This is a genomic window from Rhodococcus sp. NPDC057297 (genome assembly GCF_042667435.1).
Taxonomy (GTDB): domain Bacteria; phylum Actinomycetota; class Actinomycetes; order Mycobacteriales; family Mycobacteriaceae; genus Rhodococcoides.
Genome location: NZ_JBHUZE010000001.1, coordinates 760,981 through 787,191, shown reverse-complemented (window position 1 = coordinate 787,191; position 26,211 = coordinate 760,981). Strand labels below are relative to the sequence as shown.

28 protein-coding genes and 1 tRNA gene are annotated in these 26,211 nt (G+C 64.9%); 16 read left to right on the top strand and 13 right to left on the bottom strand.

Annotated elements, in window-relative coordinates:
• Positions 1 to 27: 27 nt before the first annotated feature.
• Genes ACFULT_RS03650 through ACFULT_RS03635 form a run of 4 tightly spaced genes read left to right on the top strand, consistent with a single transcriptional unit; the run spans position 28 to position 4,419 of the window.
• On the top strand, positions 28 to 1,125 hold the full coding sequence (locus tag ACFULT_RS03650; protein ID WP_378480622.1) for a glycosyltransferase: 1,098 nt from the start codon (positions 28 to 30) through the stop codon (positions 1,123 to 1,125).
• Positions 1,122 to 2,267: a lipopolysaccharide biosynthesis protein gene (locus ACFULT_RS03645; RefSeq protein WP_378480621.1), complete on the top strand. Its 1,146-nt coding sequence runs from the start codon at positions 1,122 to 1,124 to the stop codon at positions 2,265 to 2,267. The genes ACFULT_RS03650 and ACFULT_RS03645 overlap by 4 nt, the downstream gene beginning before the upstream one ends.
• Positions 2,264 to 3,394 (top strand): glycosyltransferase, encoded by a 1,131-nt coding sequence (locus tag ACFULT_RS03640; RefSeq protein ID WP_378480620.1) that lies wholly within the window; start codon positions 2,264 to 2,266, stop codon positions 3,392 to 3,394. Before ACFULT_RS03645 ends, ACFULT_RS03640 begins: the two co-directional genes overlap by 4 nt.
• Complete coding sequence (locus ACFULT_RS03635) at positions 3,391 to 4,419, top strand: hypothetical protein (RefSeq protein ID WP_378480619.1); 1,029 nt, start codon at positions 3,391 to 3,393, stop codon at positions 4,417 to 4,419. The genes ACFULT_RS03640 and ACFULT_RS03635 overlap by 4 nt, the downstream gene beginning before the upstream one ends.
• Here ACFULT_RS03635 and ACFULT_RS03630 read toward each other — a convergent pair.
• From ACFULT_RS03630 to dcd, 10 genes are all read right to left on the bottom strand, one after another.
• On the bottom strand, positions 4,379 to 5,131 hold the full coding sequence (locus ACFULT_RS03630) for a tryptophan-rich sensory protein (RefSeq protein ID WP_378480618.1): 753 nt from the start codon (positions 5,129 to 5,131) through the stop codon (positions 4,379 to 4,381). The two genes, ACFULT_RS03635 and ACFULT_RS03630, sit on opposite strands and share 41 nt — an antisense overlap.
• Before the next feature lie 19 nt (positions 5,132 to 5,150).
• A complete protein-coding gene (locus ACFULT_RS03625) occupies positions 5,151 to 5,450 on the bottom strand; it encodes a hypothetical protein (RefSeq protein WP_176459942.1) in 300 nt (99 codons plus the stop codon).
• Positions 5,447 to 5,665: an MFS transporter gene (locus tag ACFULT_RS03620; RefSeq protein ID WP_052059432.1), complete on the bottom strand. Its 219-nt coding sequence runs from the start codon at positions 5,663 to 5,665 to the stop codon at positions 5,447 to 5,449. The genes ACFULT_RS03625 and ACFULT_RS03620 overlap by 4 nt, the downstream gene beginning before the upstream one ends.
• A 107-nt stretch (positions 5,666 to 5,772) precedes the next feature.
• Complete coding sequence (locus ACFULT_RS03615) at positions 5,773 to 6,849, bottom strand: fused (3R)-hydroxyacyl-ACP dehydratase subunits HadA/HadB (protein WP_094719889.1); 1,077 nt, start codon at positions 6,847 to 6,849, stop codon at positions 5,773 to 5,775.
• A 104-nt stretch (positions 6,850 to 6,953) separates the two neighbouring features.
• On the bottom strand, positions 6,954 to 7,910 hold the full coding sequence (locus tag ACFULT_RS03610) for an Hsp70 family protein (protein ID WP_094719890.1): 957 nt from the start codon (positions 7,908 to 7,910) through the stop codon (positions 6,954 to 6,956).
• Between the two features lie 141 nt (positions 7,911 to 8,051).
• Positions 8,052 to 8,294, bottom strand: coding sequence for an ANTAR domain-containing protein (locus ACFULT_RS03605; protein WP_037111938.1), 243 nt, complete (start codon positions 8,292 to 8,294; stop codon positions 8,052 to 8,054).
• 308 nt (positions 8,295 to 8,602) lie between these two features.
• The gene (locus ACFULT_RS03600) at positions 8,603 to 9,568 is read right to left on the bottom strand and encodes a hypothetical protein (protein ID WP_378480617.1); all 966 of its coding nucleotides are present in this window, start codon (positions 9,566 to 9,568) and stop codon (positions 8,603 to 8,605) included.
• Positions 9,569 to 9,678: 110 nt separating this feature from the next.
• Entirely contained in the window at positions 9,679 to 11,127 is a 1,449-nt protein-coding gene (locus ACFULT_RS03595) for a CHAD domain-containing protein (RefSeq protein WP_378480616.1), read from the bottom strand.
• An 85-nt stretch (positions 11,128 to 11,212) separates the two neighbouring features.
• A complete protein-coding gene (locus ACFULT_RS03590; RefSeq protein ID WP_378480615.1) occupies positions 11,213 to 12,367 on the bottom strand; it encodes an Hsp70 family protein in 1,155 nt (384 codons plus the stop codon).
• 104 nt (positions 12,368 to 12,471) lie between these two features.
• Positions 12,472 to 13,050: a dCTP deaminase gene (gene dcd / locus ACFULT_RS03585; protein WP_019665613.1), complete on the bottom strand. Its 579-nt coding sequence runs from the start codon at positions 13,048 to 13,050 to the stop codon at positions 12,472 to 12,474.
• A 102-nt stretch (positions 13,051 to 13,152) separates the two neighbouring features.
• On the opposite strand from dcd, the gene ACFULT_RS03580 reads away from it, so the two are divergent.
• The 3 genes from ACFULT_RS03580 to ACFULT_RS03570 all read left to right on the top strand — a co-directional run bounded on the left by ACFULT_RS03580 (position 13,153) and on the right by ACFULT_RS03570 (position 15,430).
• Positions 13,153 to 13,223, top strand: a tRNA-Gly gene (locus tag ACFULT_RS03580).
• 216 nt (positions 13,224 to 13,439) lie between these two features.
• Positions 13,440 to 14,360: a glycoside hydrolase family 16 protein gene (locus ACFULT_RS03575; protein WP_378480614.1), complete on the top strand. Its 921-nt coding sequence runs from the start codon at positions 13,440 to 13,442 to the stop codon at positions 14,358 to 14,360.
• Positions 14,361 to 14,458: 98 nt separating this feature from the next.
• Entirely contained in the window at positions 14,459 to 15,430 is a 972-nt protein-coding gene (locus ACFULT_RS03570; protein ID WP_378480613.1) for an esterase/lipase family protein, read from the top strand.
• A gap of 35 nt (positions 15,431 to 15,465) precedes the next feature.
• Here ACFULT_RS03570 and aac(3) read toward each other — a convergent pair whose 3' ends face one another.
• Positions 15,466 to 16,263: an aminoglycoside 3-N-acetyltransferase gene (gene aac(3), locus ACFULT_RS03565; protein ID WP_094719894.1), complete on the bottom strand. Its 798-nt coding sequence runs from the start codon at positions 16,261 to 16,263 to the stop codon at positions 15,466 to 15,468.
• 11 nt (positions 16,264 to 16,274) lie between these two features.
• Entirely contained in the window at positions 16,275 to 16,487 is a 213-nt protein-coding gene (locus ACFULT_RS03560; protein WP_019665609.1) for a DUF2945 domain-containing protein, read from the bottom strand.
• Positions 16,488 to 16,618: 131 nt separating this feature from the next.
• Between ACFULT_RS03560 and ACFULT_RS03555 the strand changes: the two genes are divergently transcribed.
• The 5 genes from ACFULT_RS03555 to ACFULT_RS03535 all read left to right on the top strand — a co-directional run bounded on the left by ACFULT_RS03555 (position 16,619) and on the right by ACFULT_RS03535 (position 21,669).
• Positions 16,619 to 18,184 carry a GMC family oxidoreductase gene (locus ACFULT_RS03555; protein WP_378480612.1) on the top strand — a complete coding sequence of 522 codons (1,566 nt, stop codon included), beginning with the start codon at positions 16,619 to 16,621 and terminating at the stop codon, positions 18,182 to 18,184.
• A 356-nt stretch (positions 18,185 to 18,540) separates the two neighbouring features.
• A complete protein-coding gene (locus ACFULT_RS03550; protein ID WP_020110506.1) occupies positions 18,541 to 19,227 on the top strand; it encodes a hypothetical protein in 687 nt (228 codons plus the stop codon).
• Entirely contained in the window at positions 19,227 to 20,522 is a 1,296-nt protein-coding gene (locus ACFULT_RS03545) for a molybdopterin-dependent oxidoreductase (RefSeq protein WP_094653347.1), read from the top strand. Before ACFULT_RS03550 ends, ACFULT_RS03545 begins: the two co-directional genes overlap by 1 nt.
• Entirely contained in the window at positions 20,519 to 20,998 is a 480-nt protein-coding gene (locus tag ACFULT_RS03540) for a hypothetical protein (protein WP_037111956.1), read from the top strand. Before ACFULT_RS03545 ends, ACFULT_RS03540 begins: the two co-directional genes overlap by 4 nt.
• Positions 20,995 to 21,669 carry a methyltransferase domain-containing protein gene (locus tag ACFULT_RS03535; protein WP_037111958.1) on the top strand — a complete coding sequence of 225 codons (675 nt, stop codon included), beginning with the start codon at positions 20,995 to 20,997 and terminating at the stop codon, positions 21,667 to 21,669. Before ACFULT_RS03540 ends, ACFULT_RS03535 begins: the two co-directional genes overlap by 4 nt.
• Here the strand turns inward: ACFULT_RS03535 and ACFULT_RS03530 are convergent.
• The gene (locus tag ACFULT_RS03530; RefSeq protein WP_378480611.1) at positions 21,645 to 23,015 is read right to left on the bottom strand and encodes a hypothetical protein; all 1,371 of its coding nucleotides are present in this window, start codon (positions 23,013 to 23,015) and stop codon (positions 21,645 to 21,647) included. The genes ACFULT_RS03535 and ACFULT_RS03530 overlap by 25 nt on opposite strands.
• A 16-nt stretch (positions 23,016 to 23,031) precedes the next feature.
• Between ACFULT_RS03530 and ACFULT_RS03525 the strand changes: the two genes are divergently transcribed.
• From ACFULT_RS03525 to ACFULT_RS03510, 4 genes are read left to right on the top strand one after another with little or no spacing between them, the layout of a single operon-like run.
• Positions 23,032 to 23,823 carry an S-methyl-5'-thioadenosine phosphorylase gene (locus ACFULT_RS03525; RefSeq protein ID WP_037111963.1) on the top strand — a complete coding sequence of 264 codons (792 nt, stop codon included), beginning with the start codon at positions 23,032 to 23,034 and terminating at the stop codon, positions 23,821 to 23,823.
• Complete coding sequence (locus ACFULT_RS03520; protein WP_378480610.1) at positions 23,820 to 24,917, top strand: NAD-dependent epimerase/dehydratase family protein; 1,098 nt, start codon at positions 23,820 to 23,822, stop codon at positions 24,915 to 24,917. The genes ACFULT_RS03525 and ACFULT_RS03520 overlap by 4 nt, the downstream gene beginning before the upstream one ends.
• Positions 24,901 to 25,548, top strand: a complete 648-nt coding sequence (locus ACFULT_RS03515; RefSeq protein WP_378480609.1) for a glycosyltransferase family 2 protein — start codon at positions 24,901 to 24,903, stop codon at positions 25,546 to 25,548. Before ACFULT_RS03520 ends, ACFULT_RS03515 begins: the two co-directional genes overlap by 17 nt.
• Positions 25,545 to 26,207 carry a DUF2064 domain-containing protein gene (locus ACFULT_RS03510; RefSeq protein ID WP_378480608.1) on the top strand — a complete coding sequence of 221 codons (663 nt, stop codon included), beginning with the start codon at positions 25,545 to 25,547 and terminating at the stop codon, positions 26,205 to 26,207. The genes ACFULT_RS03515 and ACFULT_RS03510 overlap by 4 nt, the downstream gene beginning before the upstream one ends.
• Positions 26,208 to 26,211 lie beyond the last annotated feature (4 nt).

Below are 26,211 nucleotides of genomic sequence, written 5' to 3'. Positions count from 1 at the left end.
AAGGCTCCGAAGGAGCACTCGCCGTTGATGCTGAGCGACTACCGTCTCGTCTACGTCGCCCCCCGATCCGGGGTGGGCGGCGTGGGCGACTACGCCGACGACTTCGTCGACGCCGTGCGTCCTCACTTCCGGGATGTCGTGGAGCATCGCCACGACGGCCCAGGACACGACTCGGTACGCGATATCCTCCGTCACCGCAGGGCAATCGAAGGACTAGTCGACGACCCGGAACGCACCATCGTGCACTGCGAACTGAGCGGTGGATCCGTGGTGCCCTTCTGGGCGACGTGGAAGCTCGACGGTGATCCGGTCGCGACGGCGACTGTGCACGATCCTCCCGGTTTGGTCTGGTGGCCTGCACGCACCAAGTTCCTCGCCGGACAGAAGGTGCTCAACCACGGGTTGCACTACCCGCTGCGTGCGTTGTGGCGAAGGCTCGAGACAGCGGTGGCGGGCGAGCGTACGTTCTTCGCTCTCACCGCGGCAGGCGCGGATTCACTGGCACGCGAATATCCCAGGGCCACTGCCGCAGCGAGCACGCTGTTCGTCCCCGAACGCGCCGATCTCACCCCCGCCGAAGACCGTCCCCTCGCCGTGGGGTTGTTCGGTCTCGTGTACCGCGGCAAAGGCTTCGATCAGATCCAACATCTGCGCGATCGACTTCCTCGCGAGATCGCCATCCGCGTCGCCGGTCGAGGCACCGAGCAGCTTCCCCCTGTCGACGGTGTCGAGATCGTCGGCGAAGTGAACGGTCCCGACGAGGATGCCTTCTTCGCCTCCATCCGCGCGCTCGTGGTTCCATACGGCCGACGGACCATCTACGGCGACGCCTTCCCCGCCTCGTCCGTCGTGACCAGGGCGATCGCCTACCAGACACCGATCGTGTGCATGAAGTACGGGGCACTGGCCGAATCCGACGGCGGCGCAGTGGTCGTCGACGGTGACATCACCGACGTCGCCGACGCCACCGCGGCACTCGTCACCGACGAGATCGCGCTCGGCAAGCTCCGACGCGAGGTCGAGGCACTGCGCCGGACGAACACCCCGGAGTTCGTCGTCCAGGACTTCCTGTCCGAGTGGAACAAGGCCGTCGGCGCCGGCGCCAGCAGGTCGGGTGCGCAGTGAACAGCAATCTGATCAAAGCAGGTGTCGCGGCACTGTGGACATACGGCGGGCGCGGGATCGGTCTGCTGTGGACGGTGGCGCTCATCGCCCAGCTCGGAATCGCCGACTACGGCCACTACGCCATGGCGTTCGCACTCGCCGCGATCGTCGCCGCACCCCTCGATCACCCGTTCGGTGTCCGCTCCATCCGAGTAGCCGAGGACGACTATCTGGGTGAGCGCACCACTCGATCCTTGATCGGCGTCGGGCTGATCGTTGTCGGTCTGTGCATGATCGAGGTCAACTACATCGCGTGGTTCGCGCTGGTTGTCGCCGGCGGTGAGATGACGTTCAACGCGTTCAAGAGCCGGGCGCTGCGTGACGGGCACCCGAACATCACCCAGCGGATGGACACCGCGCGTCAAGCTGCGAGTATCGCACTCGCGACCGCGTACCTGTTCCTCGTCGCCGAGCCGACCCTGTTCGTCGCCAGCCTGCTCTACGTCAGCCCGTACTTTCTCATCGCCGTTCTTGCACTCGCACAGTCCAGGACCTCTCGGCCACGAGCTCCCGGATCACGGCGTGAGATGTCGCTGCTGTTCTCGGAGAATCTGGCCAACGCCGTCTACATCCAAGGCGATGTCCTGCTGCTCGGATACCTCACCGACAGCACCATCGCCGGGTACTACTCGGTCGCGTCGGTGACGGCGTGGGCCGTGGCCTTCGTCGGCCAGTCGTTCGGCCACACGTTCCACGAAAAACTCCGTGAAGCAGGTGGACTCGTCTCCGCGGGACCCGCCCTGAAACACACGGTCCTGCTCGCGTCGGCGGCAGGTTCGCTGCTCCTCGTCGCAGGCGTCGTATTGTTCTTCACCCCCGCGCCGTCCGAGGTCGCAGGCGCCCTGGCCGTCATGAGCGTCTTCGTCGTCATGCGCGTCGTGAACTACGTGTTCACGACGGTTCTCTATCTGCAACACCGCGATCGGACTCGCGTCCTCGCCGCCGCCACGCTCGCACCGCTGAAGATGGTGCTGATCCTGTGTCTGTTCCCGCTCGGCGCTGTCGGTGCGGCGATCGCGTCGGTGATCACCGACGCAGTGCTGCTTCTGTGGTTCACCCGAGCGCTCTACCGCGTCCCCGTCGAAGAAGAGGTGCTGTCGTGAGACGAGCGACATTCCTGCTGTCCAAGGACCCCGTCACCGAACACGGTGGCGATATCGCATTGTCGCGCTTGATGATGCAGCTGGCTCGCGAAGCCTTCGAGGTCAGGTCACTGTGCCTGTCCCAGGAGACCGAGCCGTCACCGGACCCGGATGTCACGCGTGTCGCGAAACCCACCGTCGATGCCAGGCTCCTGCTGAAATCGCTGCGGCTCGATCGAAGTGTGGTGCACGGGCGCTACGACGTCGACGCGTTCGTCGACGCAATCGACGCGTCCGAATCCGACGTCTATGTAGCAGAACACAGTTACATGGCCGAACCGTTCATTCGGTCGGCGAAGTTCGGATCACCGTTCGTCATCAACACCGTCAACACCGAGTCGCAGGTGTGGAAGGTGACGCGCGGACTCACCGGACGAATCGAAGCGCCACGCATCCTGCGCGACGAGATCAGGGTGGCCAGGAAGGCCGACGCCGTCGGCACCTACGACGCCGAGGAAGCCGAGATGTACCGCGCCAACGGAGTCGGTGACGCTCGCTGGATCGATCTGACCCTCGAGCCCGCGCCGAGGCTCGATCTGAGCGACACCGCAAAGCGACTGGTGTTCATGGGTACTCGCGGATGGCCGCCCAACCAGGAGGCCTTCAAGATCGCGCTGCAGTACTGGCCGCAGATCTCCGACGGTATCGACGGCGCCGAACTGTGCATCATCGGCGCCAAAGCAGACGGCGCCACAGACCCCGACTATCCCGACGGTGTCCGCGACCTGGGATTCGTCGACGACCTCCAGGAGTTTCTGGGCACCTGCCGCGCACTCATCGCGCCGGTCGCCACCGGCGGCGGCGTGCGCGTGAAAATTCTCGACGCAGCCAGCAAGGGCCTGCCCGTCGTCGGAACATCCGCCGCCGTCGGATCTCTCGGCTCGATCTTCGAACTGCCCACCTTCGACGACCCGGAACAGTTCATCGCGGAATGCAGGCGGTACCTGCTGGACCGCAACACGGCCGTCAAAGCCGGGGAGCGACTGTACGACCTCAACGCCGAACGGTGGGAACAACGCGCTCCTCACACCTCGGTCGCATCACTGGTGGGCGCGTCCCTCCCCGGCACCTTAGGATCATCGTCATGACGCTCAGAGCCCGCCTGATCACCGTCGCCGCCGCCGTGGCGCTCTCACTGGGTGTGACGGCACCGGCCGCGCAGGCCGCCCCGCCGTCGGGACTCGGATTCTCCAGCGGTGCACCGTTCCTGCTCCTCGACAACGCGACCCTGAACAACGAGCTCGTGGCCGGACGGGAAGTCGGGGCATCCTGGGTGCGTGTCGTGGTCAACTGGGCTCAGATCGAGACGGCGCCAGGCGTGTTCGACTGGGGCAACACCGATCGCGTCGTCGATGCTGCACGCGCGCAGGGGTACTCGGTGCTCGCGGTTCTGGCCGGAACTCCCGCATGGGCACAGGGACCCATTCCCAGCCTTCTTCCCGGAGCAGTTCCGGTCGACCCCAACACCTACGGCGCCTTCGCCGGTGCCGCGGCGGCGCACCTGGGCAACCGCGTCGACTCCTACGAGGTCTGGAACGAACCCAATATCCCGTCGTTCTTCGCACCCGTCGACGCCGCACGCTACGTCGGGCTGTTGCGTGCCGCCTACCCCGCCATTCACACCGCGGACCCCGGCGCGACGGTGCTGAGTGCGGGCCTCGCGACGACGATCGACACCGGAGCGTGGACCGTCGCGCCCGTGACGTTCCTTCAGCAGATGTACGCTGCCGGAGCCGGCGGCTTCATGGATGCCGTTGCGCTGCATCCGTACACGTTCCCCTTCACCGTGGAGAACGACCCCAACGGACAGTGGGCACAGGTCGACCAGGCGTACGGAACGATGGCAGCCAACGGTGACGGTGGCAAGAAGATCTGGATCACCGAACTGGGCGCTCCCACCGGCAACGGCCCGATGGCCGTCACCGAGGAAGCCCAAGCCGCGATCATCGGCAGCAGCCTGGCGCAGGCGTCACGGCTCCCCTACGTCGGACCGGTGTTCGTACATGCGTTGCGCGACGCCGGAACCGACGCCTTCGACTCCGAGCAGAACTACGGACTGCTGCGAGCCGACTTCAGCCGGAAACCGTCGTTTGCCGTCGTGCAGGGGTCCTGACGACTGCGGTGTACACCCCGACCACCAACGCAGCGGCGACGGCCGTCCACCCCACCGTCGCGTTGTCCAGGTCGCCCGCCAGCCTGCCCTGCGCGATCCACATAAGGCCCCACACGATGCCGAGCGCCGGGCCGATCGCGCCCCGGGAGTAGGTCGCCAGCCCGACGCCCACCACGGCGGCGATGACGAGAACGACCACGGCCCACATCGTCGCCCAGCCCTCGATGCCGAGGTCGACGAGGAAGGCGGTCACATTCGCGATCGTCGCGACGCACACCCACCCGAGATACAAGCCCATCGTGCCGTCGGTGACGACCGCGTCGAGCCTGCTCTCCGGCCTGATCGCCTGCGTCGAGACGAACACACGAACGAGCACCACGAGCAGTAGCACGATGATCGGCACACTCAGCCACAGCTGATCGAGCTGGATCGACAGAATCCACGCCGCGTTCAGAATCATCGACAGGGCAATCGGCCCGCGAAGGGTCTCCTGCCTCGGTCCCGCGAAGAATTGCCAGATCGCATACGCCGCGAACCCCACGTAGATGACCGACCAAATCGAAAACGCTGGTCCCGACGGCGCCACCAGCGTCGACGTCGCACTCAGCGCACCGCCCGCAGCCTCCGCGATGGGCGTGCCCACCCACGCCCCCGAACCGATGAACGAGCCCACCACGGCCACGATCGCACTGACGAGTATCCCGACTTTCATGGGCCGGAGAATGCCCCGTTCAGGACGTCGACAAACGGGTGGGGTGTGGTTCTCCCGACCCTCGAACGAGCAAGCGCCCGGAAAACTCGTTTCTCGCACGCCTCGTCATGGGCAGGAGCACCACAAATCCCGCGGCGGCGAAGGCCAGCGTCAGGTAGTAGACCGAGTGCACCGAACCGGAGGCATCGATGATTACACCACCCAGTGATCCGCCGAGAAAGATGCCGAAGCAGATGATCGATGTATGCACGGTGTTGACCACGAACGACACCCCGCCGACGCGCATCACCCGCACAGCGAAGGCAGGGTTGAGGCTCACCCCGGCGAGTCCCAGGGCAAGCTCTGATCGAAGCCCGCACGGTCGGTCAGAATCGGTGAGAAGTAGCTGAAGATCGCGAACACCGCGCCGATGAGCAGCCCACTGGTCGCGTAGGCCAGCCACAATCCCCCGTTCCTCAACTCGGACAACTGCGCCCGGATCTTCGGTGGCGCAACCGCATCCACGGTAGGCACGAACTTCACAACGACGGGCACGCTAGCAATAGCGTATCGATCTGTCCATACAAAACGACTCCCCCTATTGTGAGTGGAAATGTAGGACCATCGGGTCGCTCCGCAGGGCCTACATTTCCACTTACGTGTCAGGCGAGCCGGACCGTCGCCGTAGCGCGGTGGCCGAAGATTCGCTTGCCCTCGAAGGTGGCGTTGAGTGCCACGACCGCGGTACGCGTCTCCGGGTCGAGGGACTTGATCTTTCCACCGAACTGAATCTCGGCGGCGCGGTGACTGTCCACGGGAATCGGCGCGGTGAAACGAACGGTGTAGTCCTTCACCGCACCCGGGTCACCGATCCACTCGGTGAGGTAGCCACCGCCGAGGCCCATGGTGAGCATGCCGTGGGCCAGCACGTTCTCGAGGTCGATGAGCTTGGCGAAACCCTCGCTCCAGTGAATCGGGTTGGCGTCGCCCGCAACTCCGGCATAGTTGACCAGATCGCCCCGAGTGAGACGAAACGACTTGCCGGGCAACTCGTCTCCGACAGAGACGTCGTCGAAGTTCACCGACGCCGACGACGGCACGTCGACGGCGGTCAGCGGCGGGTGCTCCACCTGATCCTCGTCCTCGTCGTGATCAGCTGCACCCGCGCGCGCCGCGAGAGTCGTCGCGCCCTGCATGACGAGATTCTCCGCAGCCTCGACGATCCCCTTGTCCACGTCACCGTCGCGCCCGATGAGCAGCGTCGTGTACGTGGTCTGCACCAGCTCACCCCGCTGATTGGAGACGATGTTCTTGGTGACCATCATGTCCTTGCCCATGACCTCCTTGTAGGAGTCGAGCGAGACGTCGCAGTACAGGTGATCGCCGGCAACGATCGGCTGATGGAACTGGAGGACCTGATCGGTCTGAAGCATCTGACTCAAGTCGAACCCGACGGCGATCTTCTGCAGCAGGCGCTTCTGGGCCAGCGTGCCGACCAGCGACATGAACGTCAACGGCGCGACGACACTCGAATAACCGAGAGCCTCGGCCGCGTCACCCTCCCAGTGGACGGGGTTGAAGTCCTGGACTGCACGTGAGTATTCGCGAACCTTCTCGCGTCCGACGTCGTAGTAGTCGGCAGTGCGGTAATGCCGCCCTACCATCGCTCGCACATGTTCGGCAGGGTCGAAGGTCTCGGCAGGGTCGAAGGTCTCGGCGACTGTCGCATTCTCACTCATTGGACGCAACATACCGGCAAGAGCGCCGCCAGTACACGCGCGGCGCGCAGCTTGTGGCACGTCATAGGCCCATCGGGCTTACGCCGTTCACCACACGAACATCCTCACGCCGACCGATGCCTCGGCATCGCCTGGTACGCCGTGGCACCGAATGCCTCATGTGCCCTGATGGTCGTGACCGCCGCCAGCGGACGACTGGTGCGCTGCCGAACCTCGTCGGCAGCGAGAAGAGCGGCACCATGAGCGGTCAACGATTCCGGCGCCGACGGCACGAACACCGGCAGGCGGAGATCCCGCCTGAAGACCCGACGGAGCAGCGGTAGGTGCGCGCAACCTCCGACCATGACGAGTGCGTTCACTGCCCGCGGGGACTCGACGATCACACTGGCGGTCCAGTCCTCGATGGAATACACGGCCCGCTCGACGATCTCGTCGAAAGAGCTGCGCCACAGCCGGATCGGGCCAGCGACGAACGGACCTGGCACCTCCGCGACGCGGAGGCTGGACAGCTGCTCACGCGCGTACGCAATGGCCACCATCAGACTGTCGATTCCAGAACTGGTGATCAGCTCGTCCGCACCGTAGGTGGCGAGCAGGTAATCCCGCACTGCCTCGTCGCACACGGTTCCACCGAACGCACTGGTTCGCTCCGCGCAGTACACGCGGCCACTCGCCGGATCGACGACGGACACCGTCGTGCCGGATGCACCGACGTCGCACACCGCGACGGTGCGCAGCCCGTCCAGCTGGCCGGATCCGCGGAGAAACCGCAGCTGCGCGCCGAGTTCCGACACGAGGTTGTACCTGTCCGACCGGTGCACCGAGTACGCGGAATTGCGGGTGCGCGACGCCGGGTCGTCCGGAACAGCGAGAACGGCGTCCTCGCGGTCGACCTGCTGCGCCTCAGCCATGGACTCGAGCAGCTCCAGCGCTGCGGCAACGTGCCCCTTCGCCTCGAACGACCGGACAACGTTGGCGGACCGCACCGAGTCGTCGGCGGAATCCAGCGCCGTCGCGCGAGCAGTGGCAGAGCCCACCGACACTCCGAGCACCGTTCTCATGGTTCCCTCGACTTCTGCCCCGTCACGTCCGACTCCTGCACAGATGGTAGCCAGGAAATCCTTCGCTGGGTAGGCCTAGGGCGCTCTTTTCAATCTTTCAGTTTGTTTTCACTCCCGAGCAGTGACCACGCACAACGCCGCTCATGCGACCCGCCGACGCTGCGCCAACAGATCTCCCCACTCCTGCGTGGCAGCACCGACAGGCGCTGCATTCGTCGCTGTCTCGCGTGCAGCCGCGACGAGCGAACGAGCCGATTGCAACAAGCTGACATCGAACGTGAAACTGTGTGTCACCAATTCTTCGAATGCCTGCTCCGGGGAATATCCCCGCAACGCAATGAGAACTCCGACAGCCCAATCGATACTGGTCCGAGAATCGTCCATCGAGCCAACCTACAATCCGTGAGATGTGAATATGCGTCGGTAACAACAACTTCGAGAATGCGCCAGACAACGATGCACGAGTTACGGACAGCGCATACAACACACACGCGGCGTCGAGCCGGCTCGTAGCCGAGGCGAGAGGCCGCTGAAAATCATGGACCGATGGTAGCCCGGAATTCCCGCCGACTGCCACCGATGTTCGATGACAATTCACTACTCCGCGGATAATTCACACGCGGTTCACACGACCGAATCGTCATGTACTCATGAGGCTTCGGGAGCGGTACCGAACGCAGACGACGATGGAGCTACGAGTCTCCACTCCCGCCGGTCTGGTCATCGGAAGTGTCGGTCGGCTCCGGGGTGGTCTCAGAAGACGTGGGCTCGGAGGCAGACGACGTCGTAGTCTCAGGCTCGGGGCTCTGCACGTCCGTCGTCGTCGCCCCACCGTTGCTCGGTTTGGTCGAACCCGGCCGCGGCGGGCCTGGTTCTGTCGGGACCGGTCGGACCGGCGGGGCTGCTGCGCCCGGACCGGCGGACTCGGGTTGCCGGTCTTCCGGCTGCGGCGCATCCTCACCGACGGGCGCGAGGGGTACGACGACGACGACAGCACCGGGATCGACCGGAAGCGCGTCGGCGCCTGGCACGCCGTCGATCGGCGCCTCCGGAACAGCGGTCGTCGTCGCACCGACCGGGATGGATGCAGGCCGCGTCGGCGACGCATCCGAGGCTGGGACATCCGACGGATAGACCATCTCCGACGGGACCGAACCGCCGGCCTGCGACGGCCCGGCCGTCATAGCCCACGCGGTGACGCCTCCCAGAGCGGCGAGAACGCAGGCGCCGACGGCGGCAATCGGCCAGACTCCGCGGTGTGGCTCCCGCGCCGAGCCGGGAGCTGCGGTCGCCGGCGCGAGCGAGCCGACGAGAAGTGCGGCGCCGACGTCCGGGGTGTAGGCGTCGGACAAGCGATCGTCGAAGATGTCGACGACGGGAGTCGGCTCGGATTCGGTGGCCGCCAGGGCATCGGCAACGATTTCCCGTTGAAGCGCGTTCTCGCACACCACCGCTGCACCGGCGACGTTCAGGTCGTGTTGCATGGCCTGGACGCGCATGAAGCCGAGCGCGGTGGACACGGCCCCGGCGATTCCGCCGGGAGTTGCGGCGACGGTGACCGTGCGGGTCGCGACTGGGCCGAGCTCAGGGAGGGTTGTGTCCACCAGCGACGCCGTGACCTCGTACGTGCTGACGTGCACGCCAAGCGCGATGTGCATGCCGCTCGTACCCCCCGTGTAGTGCCGTGACCGAGTACCCGACGTCAATCCGGGCGATCGGTTGGTTTGATCGGCAATCAGACTACCCGGGTACCGGACAATCGTCGCATTCAGATTCCGGGCTCTGTTATCTCCGCTCGGGACGCCGCCGCGGCGGCGAGTTCCTGCGCGTACAGCAACCCGAACGTGAACCCGTTCTCACCCGGCGTCACACCCGCCTTCCGGCCCAACTCGAGCAGAGTAGCCGCGGCAACCACGGCGTCCTGGTGCTCCCCGAGGATCTCCTGGACGTTCTTGTAGCGGGCGATCCTCGCCTTCGACTCCTTCTTCCCGACGATCGGCTTGACCAACTCGGCGGCGTAACGCGCCCGCTTTCCTGCCTTTCGTGCTCGATGCAGCGCCTCGTCGTCGCCGGCCTCGGCCGCAGCAGCCACACGCTTGGATGCTTTCTTGCCCGCCTTACGCGCGAGGACGTCGAGATCGTCGTCGTCGATCTTGTGCGCGCTCTTCGCCAGCGGTAAGCCGCGCGTCCACTGCGCCAGTTCGGTCAGCAGGGCGAGGTACCGCTCGCCATCCAGTTCGGCGGTCACCACGGCACGGAAGCGAAGCTGCTCGGCAAGCAGATCGTTCTCGATTCGTGCGGCAACGGGCCCGAGCACCAGGTGATCCGGGAGCTCGCCCAGGGATTCCGCAAAGCGGGCGCGCTGCACCTGACGATCCCGCACCTCACCCAGAAGCCCGGCGTACCACGACAATTCCGCTTCCAGGAACGCTGCCCTGTCGTCGTCGAACACGTCGGCGAAGACGCGGAGCGTGCTGCGGTAGCGGCGAATCGCCACCCTCGTCGAATGAATCGGATCCATACCGCGGCGCAAGTACACGTCGCCCGCGAAGATCGCCTGGGCCTGCTGATCGAGGTAGTCCGCGACGACGCCGACGGTTCCCGTGTGGACCGGCTCGGCCGAAGAACGCACCTCGCGATGGAATTTGGACGGATGCGCGCCAGGACGTGCACCTGCCGCCTTCAGCTTCTTGCCCACCTGCTTCAGATCCGACTCCGAGCCGTCGGGTCCGAGCTCGACCTCCACCTCCCGCCAACCATGCCCGTCGGCGCCGGACAGATCGACCGTGACGGTGTCGTCGGCGAGTTCGGCAACCACACGACCTTTCCGATCGGACAGAACGTGAAGTCTGCGCAGCGACGTCAACGTAGCCACAGAGGACAACGGCTTGCCGAGCGTGGCACCGATCAGAAGCTCCGCGAGTTCACCAGGGACGGTCGCATCCTCACCACTACCCAGCGGCAACCTGATCTCGGTCCGCGCCTTGTCGGCCGGAACCTTTGCGTGCCATCCGGTGTCGGCGTCACCGCGGCGGCGACGCACCGTGATGCCGCGCTGCAGCAAATCCAGATCCTCGGTGTCGAAGTACGTGCTGACGAGCGAGACCTCCGACTCCGTCGCGGAACCGCCCGCGGGAATCAGCTGGTCCACATCGGGAAGAACGAAGTCCGGGTCGACGTCGAACTTGTCCTCACGTTCGGTGTGTATCGAAGCCATGGAACGAGTCTGCCGTAAACAGGTGAACAAACGGAGGCAATCGATCGCGTGGCAGGTCTACCGGCTCGGTTCTACCGACTCGGTTCTACCGGCTCGGTTCTACCGGCTCGGGGACGTTCGCGGAGGCATCGACGACGGTCGCACGGTTGATTGGGGCGATTGGGGCGATGACCGCGTCGTCGTGGTCGGACGAGTGGCCCGCGGTGGGTCGTCCCGGAGGCTCTGCACCGCGATCGCTCGACGCCGCCGCAGTCGACACGACCACACCGCCTGCGATCAACGCAACGACGCCCAGGTACCGCGATGCGCGTAGGCGCGTCAGACGCCGCGACGACGTGTCGCTGTGGCGGGGACGTGCGGCACTCCCGGTCGCGCGGGTCCGGGCTTCTCCCTGGGAATGCTGGGCTGCCGCGACGGCGAGCCCCCGAGCCATTCCTATCGCACCTCGCGCAGCCAGAGCTTCCGGCTCGCGCGGGACGAAGACGGGCACCGACAAACCGTCGATCAAGCTCTGTCGCACTATCTGCATGTTCGCGCCTCCGCCGACCGCGAACAGGGCGTCGACATGAGGCGCGTCGGTGATCATCGACGACGCGAGGGCGACTGCGTCGTACACGCTGTCCCGAACCAGACCCTCCATGGTGGATCGATGGAGAGTGGCGACGCCGGCCGGGGTCGCCACCTCCACGGCCGTGACGGACGACAGTCTCTCCTTGGCCTCGCAGACGGTCTCGACGAACAGTTCGCGAGCTTCCGGGTCCAGGACGTGCGACCCGAGAAGATGCCGGGACAACCTGGCGTCGCACCCGTCTCCGGACAGCACGGTGCTGCGCCGCGAACCGAGGACGTGGCCGGAGTGGCATTCCACGATCGACACGGTGACCCCGCCCGCCCCGACATCGAACAGCGCGACAGTCTGATCTGCCGTGAGATCGCCGGACTCCAGCAGCGCGCCGATCTGCGCACCGATGTCCGACACGAGTGCAAGGCCGTCCACATGCTCCACCCCGTAGACCTCGCTGGGGTTCTTGTCACGAAGAGCCAGTACGGGGACAGTGCCCGACGCGCCGTTCTCGCGCGCGAACTTGTGGACGGCCCAGGTCACCGAGCCCCACGGATCCTGCGAACGCTCGGGTACGGCAATGATGGTCTCGGTGCTGAGCTGGGGATCTTCGCGCACGTCGCTACATGCTGCGCGTATTCCGCTCACACCGAGCGATGCGCCGAGTACGGCTGTCATCGAAAACCTCGCTCCGGTAAGCCCCAACCCACTTCGGCAAGGGTCGAGACTACCGGAGAAACCGTATGCGCGTATTGAAAATCAGCCGTAAACAGACCGGAAGTTCAGTCAACAGGCGATTGAACGAAGTTCAGGTACGCCTTCGACGGGGTCGGCCCCCGCTGACCCTGATACTTCGATCCGACCGCCGCACTGCCGTACGGATTCTCCGACGGGCTCGACAACCGGAACAGACACAGCTGCCCGATCTTCATCCCCGGCCACAACGTGATCGGAAGATTCGCCACGTTGGACAGTTCCAACGTGATGTGCCCGCTGAAACCCGGATCGATGAAGCCTGCGGTCGAATGCGTCAGCAAACCCAACCTGCCCAGGGAACTCTTGCCCTCGAGCCGACCCGCCAGGTAATCCGGCAGTGTCGTCAGCTCGAGCGTCGACCCGAGCACGAACTCGCCCGGATGCAGCACGAACGGCTCGCCGTCCGCAGGCTCGACGAGCGTCGTCAACTCGTCCTGCTGCTTCGACGGATCGATGTGCGTGTAGCGAGTGTTGTTGAACACCCGGAACAGCTTGTCCAACCGAACGTCGACGCTCGACGGCTGCACCATCGCAGAATCGAAAGGCTCGATACCGAGGTTGCCGGTGGACACTTCAGCGCGGATGTCGCGATCGGAAAGCAGCACAGTGCAGGCTATCGCTCCGGCGGCACACCGTTCCCGCTGACCACCCACACGACACCCGACTGCTAGAGTTGCTCGGCGCGGACAGCCTCGACCGTCCGCCGTGCCGGTGTAGTTCATTGGTAGAACGCGACCTTCCCAAGGTTGAGAGGCGGGTTCGATTCCCGTCACCGGCTCCCTTCGTCCTTCCGAGTTCTTCCGATCGACAAACAGACCGAAACACGGTCCTCGAGGATCGAATTCGAGAATCCGACCGTTAATTCGGCGGAATCGACCCTTGCATCGAGAACAAATATTCACATTTCGCTTTCCAGTGCAGCAAGCAGGCTGCATTGTGTTAGACATCCCTCGTGCTTTTGTTACCCCTCGACAATTGATACGAAGGACCCGAAATGAAGTGGTTCGCTCTCGTAATGGCCCCGATCCTGATTGCGGCGCCTTATACATATCCGTTTCCCACCTACCCGCGACCGACAGTGTTTCCGAAACCTCCGACCACCACGGCGCCACCGCCCACGACGACGGCCCCTCCTCCGGTCACCACGGCTACTCCACCACCGAGCGGCGGGCAGACGACCATGCTCTGGGAGGACCAGTTCAACGGGTCCGGCGCCGTCGATCCCGGAAAGTGGGGTTTCCAAACCGGCAGGTGGGGAGCAACTTCGGGCGAACAGCAGTACTACACCAACTCGACCAGCAACGCGTCGGTCGCGGGCGGCTCGCTGAACATCACAGCCAGGAGGGAGACGACTCCGGACCGCAAACCCGCGCCGAACAACTTCACCAGCGCTCGTGTCGTGAGCTTCGGAAAACAATCCGTAACCCCGCCAGTTCGCCTGGAAGCGTCCATAAAGATGCCTCGCGCGGCCGGATTACTACCGGCTTTCTGGTTACTCGGCCTCGAACCGGGTAATGAATACAATTGGCCGCGACAGGGAGAAATAGACGTCGTAGAAATTCCCGGCACAAACGGCCCCTCTTTCAACCTGCACGGCCCGGCGCGAAACAACTCCAACACGGACATCAAAACCGGCAGCGGAATGAGCCCGATTTCCGACGGCTTCCACACCTATCGGGTCGACTGGTTCCCTGACCGAATCACCTGGTTCGTGGACGGTGTCCAGAAATTCACCGTGACGAAGGGCGACTACGAAGCCAAAGGGGGCAACTGGAAGCCGTTCTCCGGTGCATGGCCCCACTACGTCCTCTTCAACGTGGCAGTCGGCAACGACTGGGTAGGCAAAGCCCCCGCCTCGACTCCGTTTCCGCAAACCATGAGCATCGACTGGGTCAAGGCAAGTCGGATCAATTGATTCGACTGTGATACGTCAGCAAAACAAACACGTTTCATTGGTACATCGCACAGCACATCGGCATAGGGTCGAAGGGAACCCACAACCCGAGGTGCTGTGTGAGCTACCGATTCTCGACTACGTCGACCGCCACCGTTCTGCTCCTGTTCGCCGCGTTCGGCGTCGCTCATGCGGCGCCGCCGAACGCGCCGGACGTACCGGGGCCGGCCCAGAGCACTCATGCCGCCGCGATCGCGTACGCCGCCAACCACCCAGATTCGGTGCCTCCCGGCATGAACCCGGTGGACTGCGTCCCGTCCGCAGAGCATCCGAATCCGGTCATCCTGGTCCATGGCACCGACGCGTCGGTGTACGCGGATTGGGCCGCACTGTCGCCCGCGCTGGCATCGGTCGGCTACTGCGTCTACGGACTGAACTACGGCGCCTCCCCGGACGGAACCAGCTTCGGCTACACCGACATTCGCGGTAGCGCCGCGCAGCTGAAGGACTTCACCGACGGAGTTCTGTCCACAACCGGCGCCGAGCAGGTCGATCTGGTCGGATACTCGCAGGGCGCGGCAGTCACCCGATACTTCACCAACCGCCTCGGCGGCGCGGACGTCGTCGACAAGTGGATCGGCATCGCGTCCCCCGCCTACGGTGGAACCGTCTACGGAGTGTCACCGGCGATCCAGGCCGTGCCGAGCGCCACGCGACTGGTGTCCAGCGAGTTCGGCCCCGCCTTGGTCCAACTGATGGAAGGCTCGACATTCCTCCAGGACCTCAACGCAGGCGGTGACACCGTCCCCGGCGTCGAATACACCAGCATCGCCACCGACGTCGACGAGGTCATCCAGCCGTACACCAATGCGCTGCTTCGTGATCCGGACGCCCGCAACATCGTCGTCCAGGACGTGTGCCCACAGAACAACGTCGCACACTTCACGTTCACTTACGACCCGACGACCATCGCCCTCGTTCTCGGTGCCCTCGACCCCGGGGCCGGAATCGTCCCGCCGTGCGCACCGGTTCCGATCGGTGCCGGTGTTCTGGACGTGGTGATCGCCAGCAACGCGCCGCCCGCCGGATGATCGCCGGATGATCGGCGGCGACACCGATCCCGCACTCACCGCGCCGCGTGACGTTCCAGCCACTCGATCCCGAACGCCGTGATGGGTCCGGCGTCGACGACCACGCTCTCCGCGAGCCCCACCAGCCCACGAGCTCCGGCTCCGGTCGCGAGAAACTCCCGGACCACCGTCGCGAAGTAATCGTCGTCCAGGCCCGCAATCACGGGATCGGACGTGTCGAACTCCTCGGACCATCGCCAGACGGTCTCGCCGTCCGGACCCAGAAACGGGTACTCACGCCTGACCCGGCGCTTGGCCGGGACATCCGCCAACGCCTCCGCGTGATGCAGCAACGTCATCGTGTCCAGCGGCGCACCCACCATCAACACCCTGCCACCGGCCCGGACCAGACGGGCGAACGGCGTGCCCTCGCCGTATCCGTCGTCCAACGGGTGATCACGCGTGAACTCGTCGGCCCTCGCACCCAGCGCGGCGACCGAGGCACCCGGGTTTGCGCTCCGGAGGACTCCCGGCCTGGTACCGATCGTCGACGCGAGTATCCCGTGGTCTCGCGCCGCCCGCGCGGTCGAAGGATCGAACGGCGGGACATGCGGCCGAATGTCGGCCGCAACCGTGCCGTCGGCGCCCCAGATGTCGAGACCCAACTCCCAGTCCTGATACGAGAGAACGGTTCCCGACGGTCCCACGATGTCCAGAACCGCATCGACCAGTGCGTCGGGGCCACCGAGGATCGTCCCGACGCGTCCACACGCGGCATGCACCATCACGGCGTCGCCGTCACGGATCCCCAGGGCGCGGACGTCCGTGCCGAGGCTCGCTCGCGTAGCGATCATGGACGACGACCCTAGGGTGTGTCGACCTCACTGTCGAGCTTGAGCACACGCTGCCCGTCGGACTGTTCGATCAGGTAGGCGGGCGTCTTCTCGGTCCCGTTCCTGGTGATCTCGCTACCCGAGATCTTTCTGGTCACCTTGTCGGTGTGCACTTCGACGATCTTGCCCTCGGCAGTGCCCTGTCCCCAGTTCCACTGCACGGTCGTGCCTTTTCGGTGCGTCATGCCGCCGGACTACCCCATCCGGGGGAATTCGACGCATCACCCGCCCGGACGCCCCCACCCGACCGAAAAGCGGTCGCAGCGGGCGTCGCGACTGCTACCTTTCCCTCGGGCGCTGCGAAGAGGGGAAACGGATGTCACTGGTTGCAGATTACGTCGTGGTCGGCGCAGGTTCCTCGGGCGCGGTGCTCGCGAACCGGCTCAGCGCAGACCCGCGGAACACTGTCGTCCTGCTCGAAGCAGGGCCGGAGGACAAGAACAAGTTCGCGCACATCCCCGCAGCATTCTCGAAGCTGTTCCGCAGCGAGGTCGATTGGGACTACGACTCCGAGCCTCAACCGGAGCTCAAGGGCCGCAGCATCTTCTGGCCACGAGGCAAAATGCTCGGTGGATCCTCGTCGATGAACGCCATGATGTGGGTTCGCGGTTTCGCCGCCGACTACGACGAGTGGGCATCGCTGTCGGACTCGTCGTGGTCCTTCGAGAAGATCGTCCCGTACTTCCGCAAGATCGAGTCCATCGAAGGAACGACGGCACTCGACGCCGGCACGACCGGGCCGTTGATCGTCTCGCACCAGCGAAGCCCGCGCGCGCTCACCGCCAAGTTCCTCGAGGCCGTCCAACAGGCAGGCTATCCGGTGGAACCGCCGAATCTACCCGAGCCCAAGGGTTTCTCGCAGACCATGGTCAACCAGAAGCGCGGAGCCCGCTGGAGCACAGCGGACGCCTACCTGGCGCCGATTCGCACACGGAAGAATCTCACCGTCCTGACCGAGGCGCAGGCCACCAGGATCGTGTTCGACGGTTCGGCCGCGGTCGGCGTCGAGTACGTGTCCAGTGGCCACACCAAGACGGTCCGAGCAGCGCGGGAGGTGGTACTCGCCGGTGGCGCGATCAACAGCCCGCACCTGCTGATGCTCTCCGGAATCGGCGACCGTACGGTTCTGCAGAACCTGGGCATCACCGTCCAACATCACGCCCCCGAGGTGGGCCGTAACCTCACCGACCACCTCGCAGCGCTCATCGGCTGGAGCGTCGACAGCGATTCCTTGTTCTTCGCCGAGAAGATCCCCGAACTTCTCAACTACCTGATTCGCAGGCGCGGAATGCTGACGTCGAACGTCGCCGAGGCCTACGGTTTCATCAAGAGCAGAGACGACCTCGCTCTGCCCGACGTCGAACTGATCTACGCCCCCGCGCCGTTCTTCGACGAAGGCCTGATCGCACCCGACGCCCACGCCGCCGTCATCGGCTCCGTCCTGCTCCGTCCGCGCAGCCGCGGGGAGATCACGCTGCGCACTGCCGACCCGTTCGCGAAGCCGATCATCGATCCGCGGTACCTCAGCGACGGTGACGGCGCCGACCGCGCAGCCATGCTGGAGGGACTGCGCGTATGCACCGAGATCGCGTCCCAACCGGCCCTGAAAGGTCAGCTCGGTGACGTGGTACGACCACGCAACGCAGGCGACCTCCTGTCCGAGGCGCTCGAGCAGAATGCGCACACGCTCTACCACCCCACCAGCACCTGCCGGATGGGTAACGATGCCTCCAGCGTCGTCGCGCCCGACCTCCGAGTGCGCGGCGTGGACAACCTCCGCGTGGCAGACGCGTCGATCATGCCCACCATCATCCGCGGCCACACGCACGCACCCAGCGTCGTGATCGGCGAAAAAGCGTCGGACATGATTCTGCGCGGCTGAACACCCCTGATCGTGTAGGTCGGAAAAAACCGGACCGTCGGATAACCTCCTGTTTCGGGTCTTTGGATAACAGATCGGTAACAGAGGAGTGTCGAACAGGACACGGCCCCACTACGAGTGATCGATTCGGACATTCTGGCCACACAAGACGTCTTGGACGTGAGAGCCTTTGTGTACCAAAGCCATAGGAACGGTTCGGCAGCGGCGAACAGAGTCGTGACGCACGGAATCAGCAGATCTCCCGTGCCCAAATCGCCTCTGTTTCACAAATGGTCGAAGACCTCACCCATCCGGTACCGACCCGGTGGCGAATTACAGACAACGCTCAAGACATGAGCACGAAAGGTAGACACACAATGACCTCCATCCGTAAAGTCATGGCCGCCACTGCAATTGGCGCACTCACTCTCGTACCTCTCGCCGCATGCTCGTCCGACGATTCCTCGTCCACCGCGGAAACCACGTCGTCGGCCGCCGCCGAGACCACCGAGTCGACACCAGAGCCCGTGGCAGAGGTCGACGACCTCTCGAACGGCGTCAGCACCGCAGTCCTCCTGGACCCAGGCTTCACCGGCGCCCTCACCACCCTCGGCCTCACCCCCGGTGTCATCGGAACCGCAACTCTCGCAGACGGTTCCATCAGCTTCCCGATCACCGGCGGAGACGTGAAGTACTGGGAGCCCGGCACGGTCGACCCCTACGTTCAGGGTGAAATCATGCACGACGGAAGCGGCCTGTCGCTCACCGCAGGCGACACCGTCGTCGAACTGACCGACTTCGACATCGACCCAGGCACCTCGCTGCTCACCGGCAACGTGTCCGTCAATGGTGAGGTCGCTGCAGAAGATGCAGTCATCTTCGACCTCGACGGCCGCACTCTGAACCCGTTGGCAACCGGTCCCGACAACACCGCGATCCTGCAGGGCACGCAGGTCAAGATCTCGGAGACGGCTGCCGGCCTGCTCAACGACACCTTCCAGACCGATGCTGTCACCCCCGGCCTGCTCGTGGGCGTTGCCACCATCACCATCGCCACTGCGTAATGACCGAACCCGAACGCGCGAGATCACCGCTCCAGGTGGCCTCGCGCGTTCGGCGTCGTCGCCCCACCCCTCCGACGTTCCGTAGCCCACTGCGGGGGCCGTGGCTGACGTCCGTCTTCGGCGCAGTACTGCTGCTCGGCCTGCCCATCGTCATCGTCACGGGACTGCTGTCCTACATGGCCTACGGCCCGCAGTTCGGTCAGGCGATCCCCGCCGACGTCGGCTTTCTTCGTCTCCCCCAGTTCGACTGGCCTACCGACCCGTCCTGGCTCTACCGACTCACGCAGGGGCTGCACGTCGGCCTCGGGTTGGTGCTCGTACCCGTCGTCCTCGCCAAACTGTGGTCCGTCATACCGAAATTGTTCACGGTCCCTCCGGTTCGCTCGATCGCCTCTGCGCTGGAGCGCCTTTCGCTGATCGCTCTCGTCGGCGGCATCATCTTCGAAACCGTCACGGGCGTCCTCAACATCCAGTACGACTACATCTTCGGCTTCAGCTTCTACACCGCGCATTACTGGGGCGCATGGGTGTTCATCGCCGGATTCGTCAGCCACGCCATCATCAAGATCCCCACGATGGTGACGGCGCTGCGCTCCCGATCCCTGATGCAGGTGCTCGAAGACAAACAGACACAACAAGAGACCGGCGAGTCCGAACTGATCGCCGAGGACCCCCACGAACCGACGATCAGCCGCCGCGGGGCACTTGCACTCGTCGGAGGAGGCGCAGTGTTCGTCGCCGCGCTCACCGTAGGTCAGACGACCGGCGGATTTCTCCGGAACGCAGCAATTCTCCTGCCTCGCGGCCGATCCTACGGAGACGGACCCAATGACTTCCAGATCAACCGCACAGCCGTCGCCGCGGGAATCGGCACCGACAACACCGGTACGGACTGGCGGCTCGAGGTCTCCGGCGGCAGCACGCCACTGACATTGAGCAGGGATCAACTGCTGAGCATGGAGCAGCACACCGCCGAACTTCCGATTGCCTGCGTCGAAGGATGGTCGACGGTGCAGACCTGGACCGGAGTTCGACTCCGTGACCTCGCCGCCGCAGCAGGTGCCGACAACATCGCCTCGACTCAGGTCGTCTCACTGGAGACGAACGGGCCGTTCAGTCGGGCGACCCTGCAATCCAATCAGTCGCTTCACCCCGACTCGCTCCTGGCGCTGAAGGTCAACGGTGCCGACCTCTCGCTGGATCACGGCTATCCGGCACGCATCATCGTCCCCGCTATGCCTGGCGTCCACAACACCAAATGGGTGGCGAGCATCGAGTTCCGGGCCGGCACATGAAACGTCTGTACGGCGCAGGACCAACGCACCTGCTGCTCATGGGTTTCGTGTTCGCCCTCATCGGTTATGTCGTCCACGTGGCCGGCATCGCAACCTTCTGGAATCGCGATGTGTGGTGGCAATCCATCGCCGTGTGGTTCGCGGGCGCCGTCGTGCTCCACGACCTCGTTCTGGTGCCGCTCTATTCGGCTGTCGACCGCGCATTGCGGACATTGTCACGTCTGATCGGACCGAGTGTGCCGGTCCTGAACCACATTCGAATACCCGCGCTCGGTGCGGCCCTCAGCTTCGCACTGTTCTTCCCCGGAATCATCGAACAAGGCGCTGACACCTACCGGACCGCGACGGGCCTGACCCAGGAGCCGTACCTCGTCCGATGGCTGCTGCTGACCGCCGCACTGTTCGGGGTCAGCGCGGTCCTCTACACCGTCCGGATCGCAACATCACGTAGTGCACGAAACAGGAGAAAACCATGACAGTCACTGCGGACGAGATGTTCGGCCGCGCCGCATCAGGGCTCCCCTGTTGGATGGGGTACTCCGATGGTTCACGCACAGCACTACCGACCGCACGATGGATGGGCGGCGCTGCGGCGAGCCAGGAGGACGTCGCAGCCGATCACGAAATGTTGCGGCACTGCATCGGACCGACACTCGATCTCGGGTGCGGGCCCGGCCGCCTCACCGAAAGCCTCGTACGTCGCGGCGTCTCCTCCCTCGGAGTGGACACCTCGAAAAAGGCCGTCGACCTCACCGTCGGCCGCGGTGGCCGCGCCGTTCTACGCGACCTGTTCGACGCACTACCCGACGCAGGACGATGGGCGTCCGTGCTTCTCGCCGACGGGAACATCGGCATCGGCGGAGACCCGGTGCGCCTGCTGCGCCGCGCCGCCGAATTGATCCGACCCGACGGCACGGTCATAGCCGAAGTCGATGCGCCTGGATCGAATCACGTGATCGAGCAATCCGTTCGGTGGGAAACCGACACGACAGTCGGCGAGTGGTTCGCGTGGGCCCGGGTCAGCGTCGACGCGACGGCCGACCTCGCGCACGCAGCGGGCCTCACCGTCGTCGACGTCGCACCCGTGCACGGACGGTACTTCGCGCGTATGAGCCTGGCCGATCACCAATTCGTGAACAGCAGATGATTGATCGCGAGTGCGGCGATCACTTGCAGTGCCAACCAGAACTTGTGCGAACGCTGCGGCAGAACAGCAGGAGCAAGCAGCATCCACATCGCGAACGGAAGCCAGATACGTTCGGTCTCGGCCTTGCTCAGCTGACTCAAGTCGGCCATCACCACCGCCGCGAGGCCGGCGAGGACAAGCAGGTTGATCGGCTGCAGCCGTGTGAAGATGCGGGGCAACGCAGCCGGAACAGCCAGGCCCAGTGCACAGAACAACGCCGCGAAGTTCGCCCAACCCCAGTACTCGAACGGACGATCCGTCGCGATGCCCTGGTAGTAGCGCTCCTGGACCAGCTCGTAACCGTCGAACCACCAGAATCCGTAGGCCGTGAACACAGCCGTGACGACGAGTGCACCCGCCACCGCTCCGAGGAGCGGCCAGGCCGTGCGCGCCGCAATCAGAACAGCGACTGCGGGCAGGCCCATCAAGACCAATCCGTAGTTGAGGTAGATGCCGAAGCCGAGCAGTACACCAGCGGCCACGGATGCGGGCCAGAGGTAGTTCGAGTTCTTCCGTGTCGATATCGCCAACAACGCGATACCCCAGGCAACGACGCCCATGTAGAAGGCGTCCGCGGACACCGCGACCCAGATTGCAGCGGGCGCGAGCACCACGAAGGGCGCTGCCCGACGGGCCATGTTCTCGTCACCCACGGCACGGACGGTCACCAGAACCGCTACTGCAGCGCTGGTTCCGACCAGGACACACAGCGACGCCGCCCACGCTCCACCGCTCAGCCCGAGGCGGTCGAGCCACACGAACGTCAGCAGAGCGCCCGGTGGGTGACCGGAGACGTGGGTCGTCCAGGAATCGACCTGGTAGTCCAGAATGCGATCGGAGAAGCCTCTCAGCGTCTCCGGGATGTCGGTGATCCCGGGTACCTCGTGCAGATACTCGTCGGTGGACGCGAGCCGGTCGACAAATCCCCTACGCCATCCGTCGATCATCGCCAGCGACATCGTCCACGCCGCCGACGATCCCCACACCACCAACAGCAGCCGACGCCACGGCAGACGTCGCGCGATCTCCGGTCCCCACAGAACACCGGCGATCGCCAGCAGAATCGCGACCGGGGTGCCCCACCCGTAGTGAGGTTCACGGAAGCCGAAAAGTGGTGCCGCGTCGGCAAAATCACGAACCTGCTGAGGGGTGCGATTGATGATCGGGGTGATCAGTTCGTTTCCCAGGTACGGTACGACGAACGCCACCGCGACCAGCACGGCGGCAAGTCCGCCTGCCAGAGCTTCTCTCCAGTATCGGATAACGTCCACCCATTTCTCGTGCGATACAGCGTCGCCCTGAAGCATAGAAGAGAATGACACCATGAGTTCACGACAACGAGCGGACATCGCCGTCATCGGCGGCAGCGGCTTCTACTCGTTCTTCGGTCCCGACGCCGAGAGCATCGAGATGGAGACCCCGTACGGAGCGCCCAGCGGCCCCATCACCGTCGGCGACGTCGACGGTCGACCGGTCGCATTTCTGCCTCGTCACGGAGCGAACCACGAGTATTCGCCACACACACTGCCGTATCGGGCGAACATGTGGGCACTGCGAATGCTCGGCGTCAGTCGGATTTTCGCACCGTGCGCCGTCGGCAGCCTCGTTCCCGAGTTCGGGCCGGGAACCGTGGTGGTGCCGGACCAGCTGGTGGACCGCACGAGCGGGCGAGCGCAGACCTACTTCGACCGCGGCGGAGTACACGTGGAGTTCGCCGATCCCTACTGCGGTGACCTCCGCGCCGCAGCACTGCAGGACGGTGTGGTCGACGGCGGCACCATGGTGGTCGTCGAAGGCCCTCGCTTCTCCACCCGCGCCGAAAGCCAGTGGTTCGCTCGGCAGGGGTGGACCCTGGTCAACATGACCGGCCATCCCGAAGCCGTGCTCGCCCGGGAGTTGGAGCTCTGCTACACCCCGATCGCCCTCGTCACCGACCTCGATGCAGGAATCGAAACCGGGCAGGGTGTCAGAGCCGTCGATGTCTTCGCGGAATTTCAGAAGAACATCGAGCCGTTGAAAGCCCTGGTGCGCAGCGCTATCGGTGCCGCGCTGATGGGGCCGTGCGAGTCCTGCCGGGTGCACGACGGCGTTACCCTCCCGATCGAGCTGCCATGACGCGCGTACTTCTCACCGGCGCAGCCGGATTCATCGGCGGACACATCCGATCGGCACTCGAGCCGAATCACGACGTCGTCGCCATCGACGCGATGCTCGCCTCGGCTCACGGCCACAGCGGTGAACACGGGAGCGGTGAATACGGCAGCGGTGATACCAGCAGCGGCGAATCCGGGAGAGACATCACCCGAGTCGACGTACGCGATCATGCTGCACTGGTCGAGCTTTTGGCGGGTGTCGACGTCGTGTGTCACCAGGCTGCCGTCGTCGGCGCAGGCGTGAACTCCGCCGACGCGCCTGCCTACGCCAGCCACAACGATTTCGGGACCGCTGTTCTGCTTGCAGCCATGGCGGAAACCGGCTGCACCCGGCTGGTGTTGGCATCGTCGATGGTCGTGTACGGCGAAGGGAAATATCGCAACGCGGCCGGCGACCTCGTGATGCCGGGCCCCCGTACGAGATTGGCCGACGGCATCTTCGAGAACACCGACCCCGCCACCGGCGACGTTCTGGACTGGGCTCTGGTGGAGGAAGACGCGGAGCTGCGGCCGAGGAGTACCTACGCAGCGAGCAAGGTAGCCCAGGAGAACTACGCCCTTGCCTGGTCGCTCGCCACCGGGGGCTCGGTGACCGCACTGCGGTACCACAACGTGTACGGGCCTCACATGCCGAGAAACACCCCGTACTCCGGTGTCGCCGCCATGTTCAGGTCCTCGCTCGAAGCCGGCACAGCGCCGCAGGTCTACGAGGACGGGAACCAGGCGCGAGACTTCGTACACGTCAGCGACATCGCCGCCGCGAACACCGCAGCCATCGACGCCGCATTACCGGGATTCACCGCCCTGAACGTCTCCTCCGGTCACCCGATCACCATCGGGGAAGTAGCCTCGACACTGTCCGACGCCTGTCGCGGCCCTGCTCCCGAGATCACCGGCCAGTACCGTCCCGGCGACGTACGACACATCGTCGCCAGCCCTGAAAAAGCGAGGCGGACGCTCGGATTCGTCGCGGCGATATCCCCGGAACAGGGTCTCCGAGAGTTTGCGACGGCACCCCTTCGCGACGCGGAAGGCACCGGTGCACCCCGTGTCTGACGTGACGGTCGTCCTTCCGTGCATGAACGAAGCCGGATCACTCCCTGGTGTCCTGGCACGGATTCCCGACGGGTACACCGCGCTCGTCGTCGACAACAACTCCACCGACGGCACCGCAGACGTCGCGAAAGCACACGGCGCCACCGTGATACACGAATCGGTTCCCGGATACGGATCTGCGGTGCACGCAGGAGTACTCGCAGCAACGACCGACATCGTCTGCGTGATGGACGGAGACGGGTCGATGGATCCGCAGGACCTCCCTCCGCTGGTGCGCGCACTGGACACCGTCGACCTGGTCGTCGGGCGCCGACAGTCCGGTCACTCCCCGCTGCACGCGCGGCTCGGGAATGCAGTTCTGTCCCTGAGACTGCGAACCAAGTACTCGCTACCTGTGCACGACCTGGGCGCGGTGCGGGCGATACGCCGACGGACACTGCTGGATTTGAACGTGACGGACCGACGATCGGGATACCCCCTGCAACTGCTGGTGCTCGCATCCAAGGCCGGGCTGACCGTCCGCGAACTGGACGTCTCCTACAATCCGCGAACCGCCGGTAAATCAAAGGTGTCCGGCTCGATCAAGGGGACGATCGTTGCCACGCTGGACTTCTGGAAAGTGTTGTCATGAAGGTCACCGCTCTGGTCGTCGCTAAATCCCCCGTTCCCGGATTGGCCAAGACAAGGCTCGCCGCAACCCTCGGCAACGACGCCGCCGCCGACATCGCCGCCGCCGCACTGCTCGACACCCTCGACGCCGTGTCCGCCGCCGACTTCGATCACCGCGTCGTCGCCATCACCGGCGACCTCGACAAAGCAAGCCGCCGAGACGAATTGGAAGCGGCACTGGCGTCGTACACCGTGGTGAGGCAGCGCGGCGACGGGTTCGCCGAGCGCCTGATCCATGCACACGAGGACGCGTCGAGCACCCCTGTCTTCCAGATCGGGATGGACACCCCGCAGGTCACCGCAGAACTGCTCGACGCGTCGGCGATACACCTGACGGAACCGGAACAGTCGGTGCTCGGACTCGCCGAGGACGGCGGATGGTGGGCACTGGGACTGCCGAATGCTGCTCTTGCACAGTCACTGCGAGACGTCCCGATGTCCACACCCACCACCGGAGCCGCGACTCGCACCGCCCTGGAGAAGCTGGGAGCCCGCGTGCGACCGCTGACTGTCCTGCGGGACGTCGATCACGAGAGCGACGTGCAGTACGTGGCCGCGGAATGCGCGTCGGGCAGTCGTTTTCGGGCCGCGGCCGAGCGGTACGTACCGCGTCTGCAATGATCGA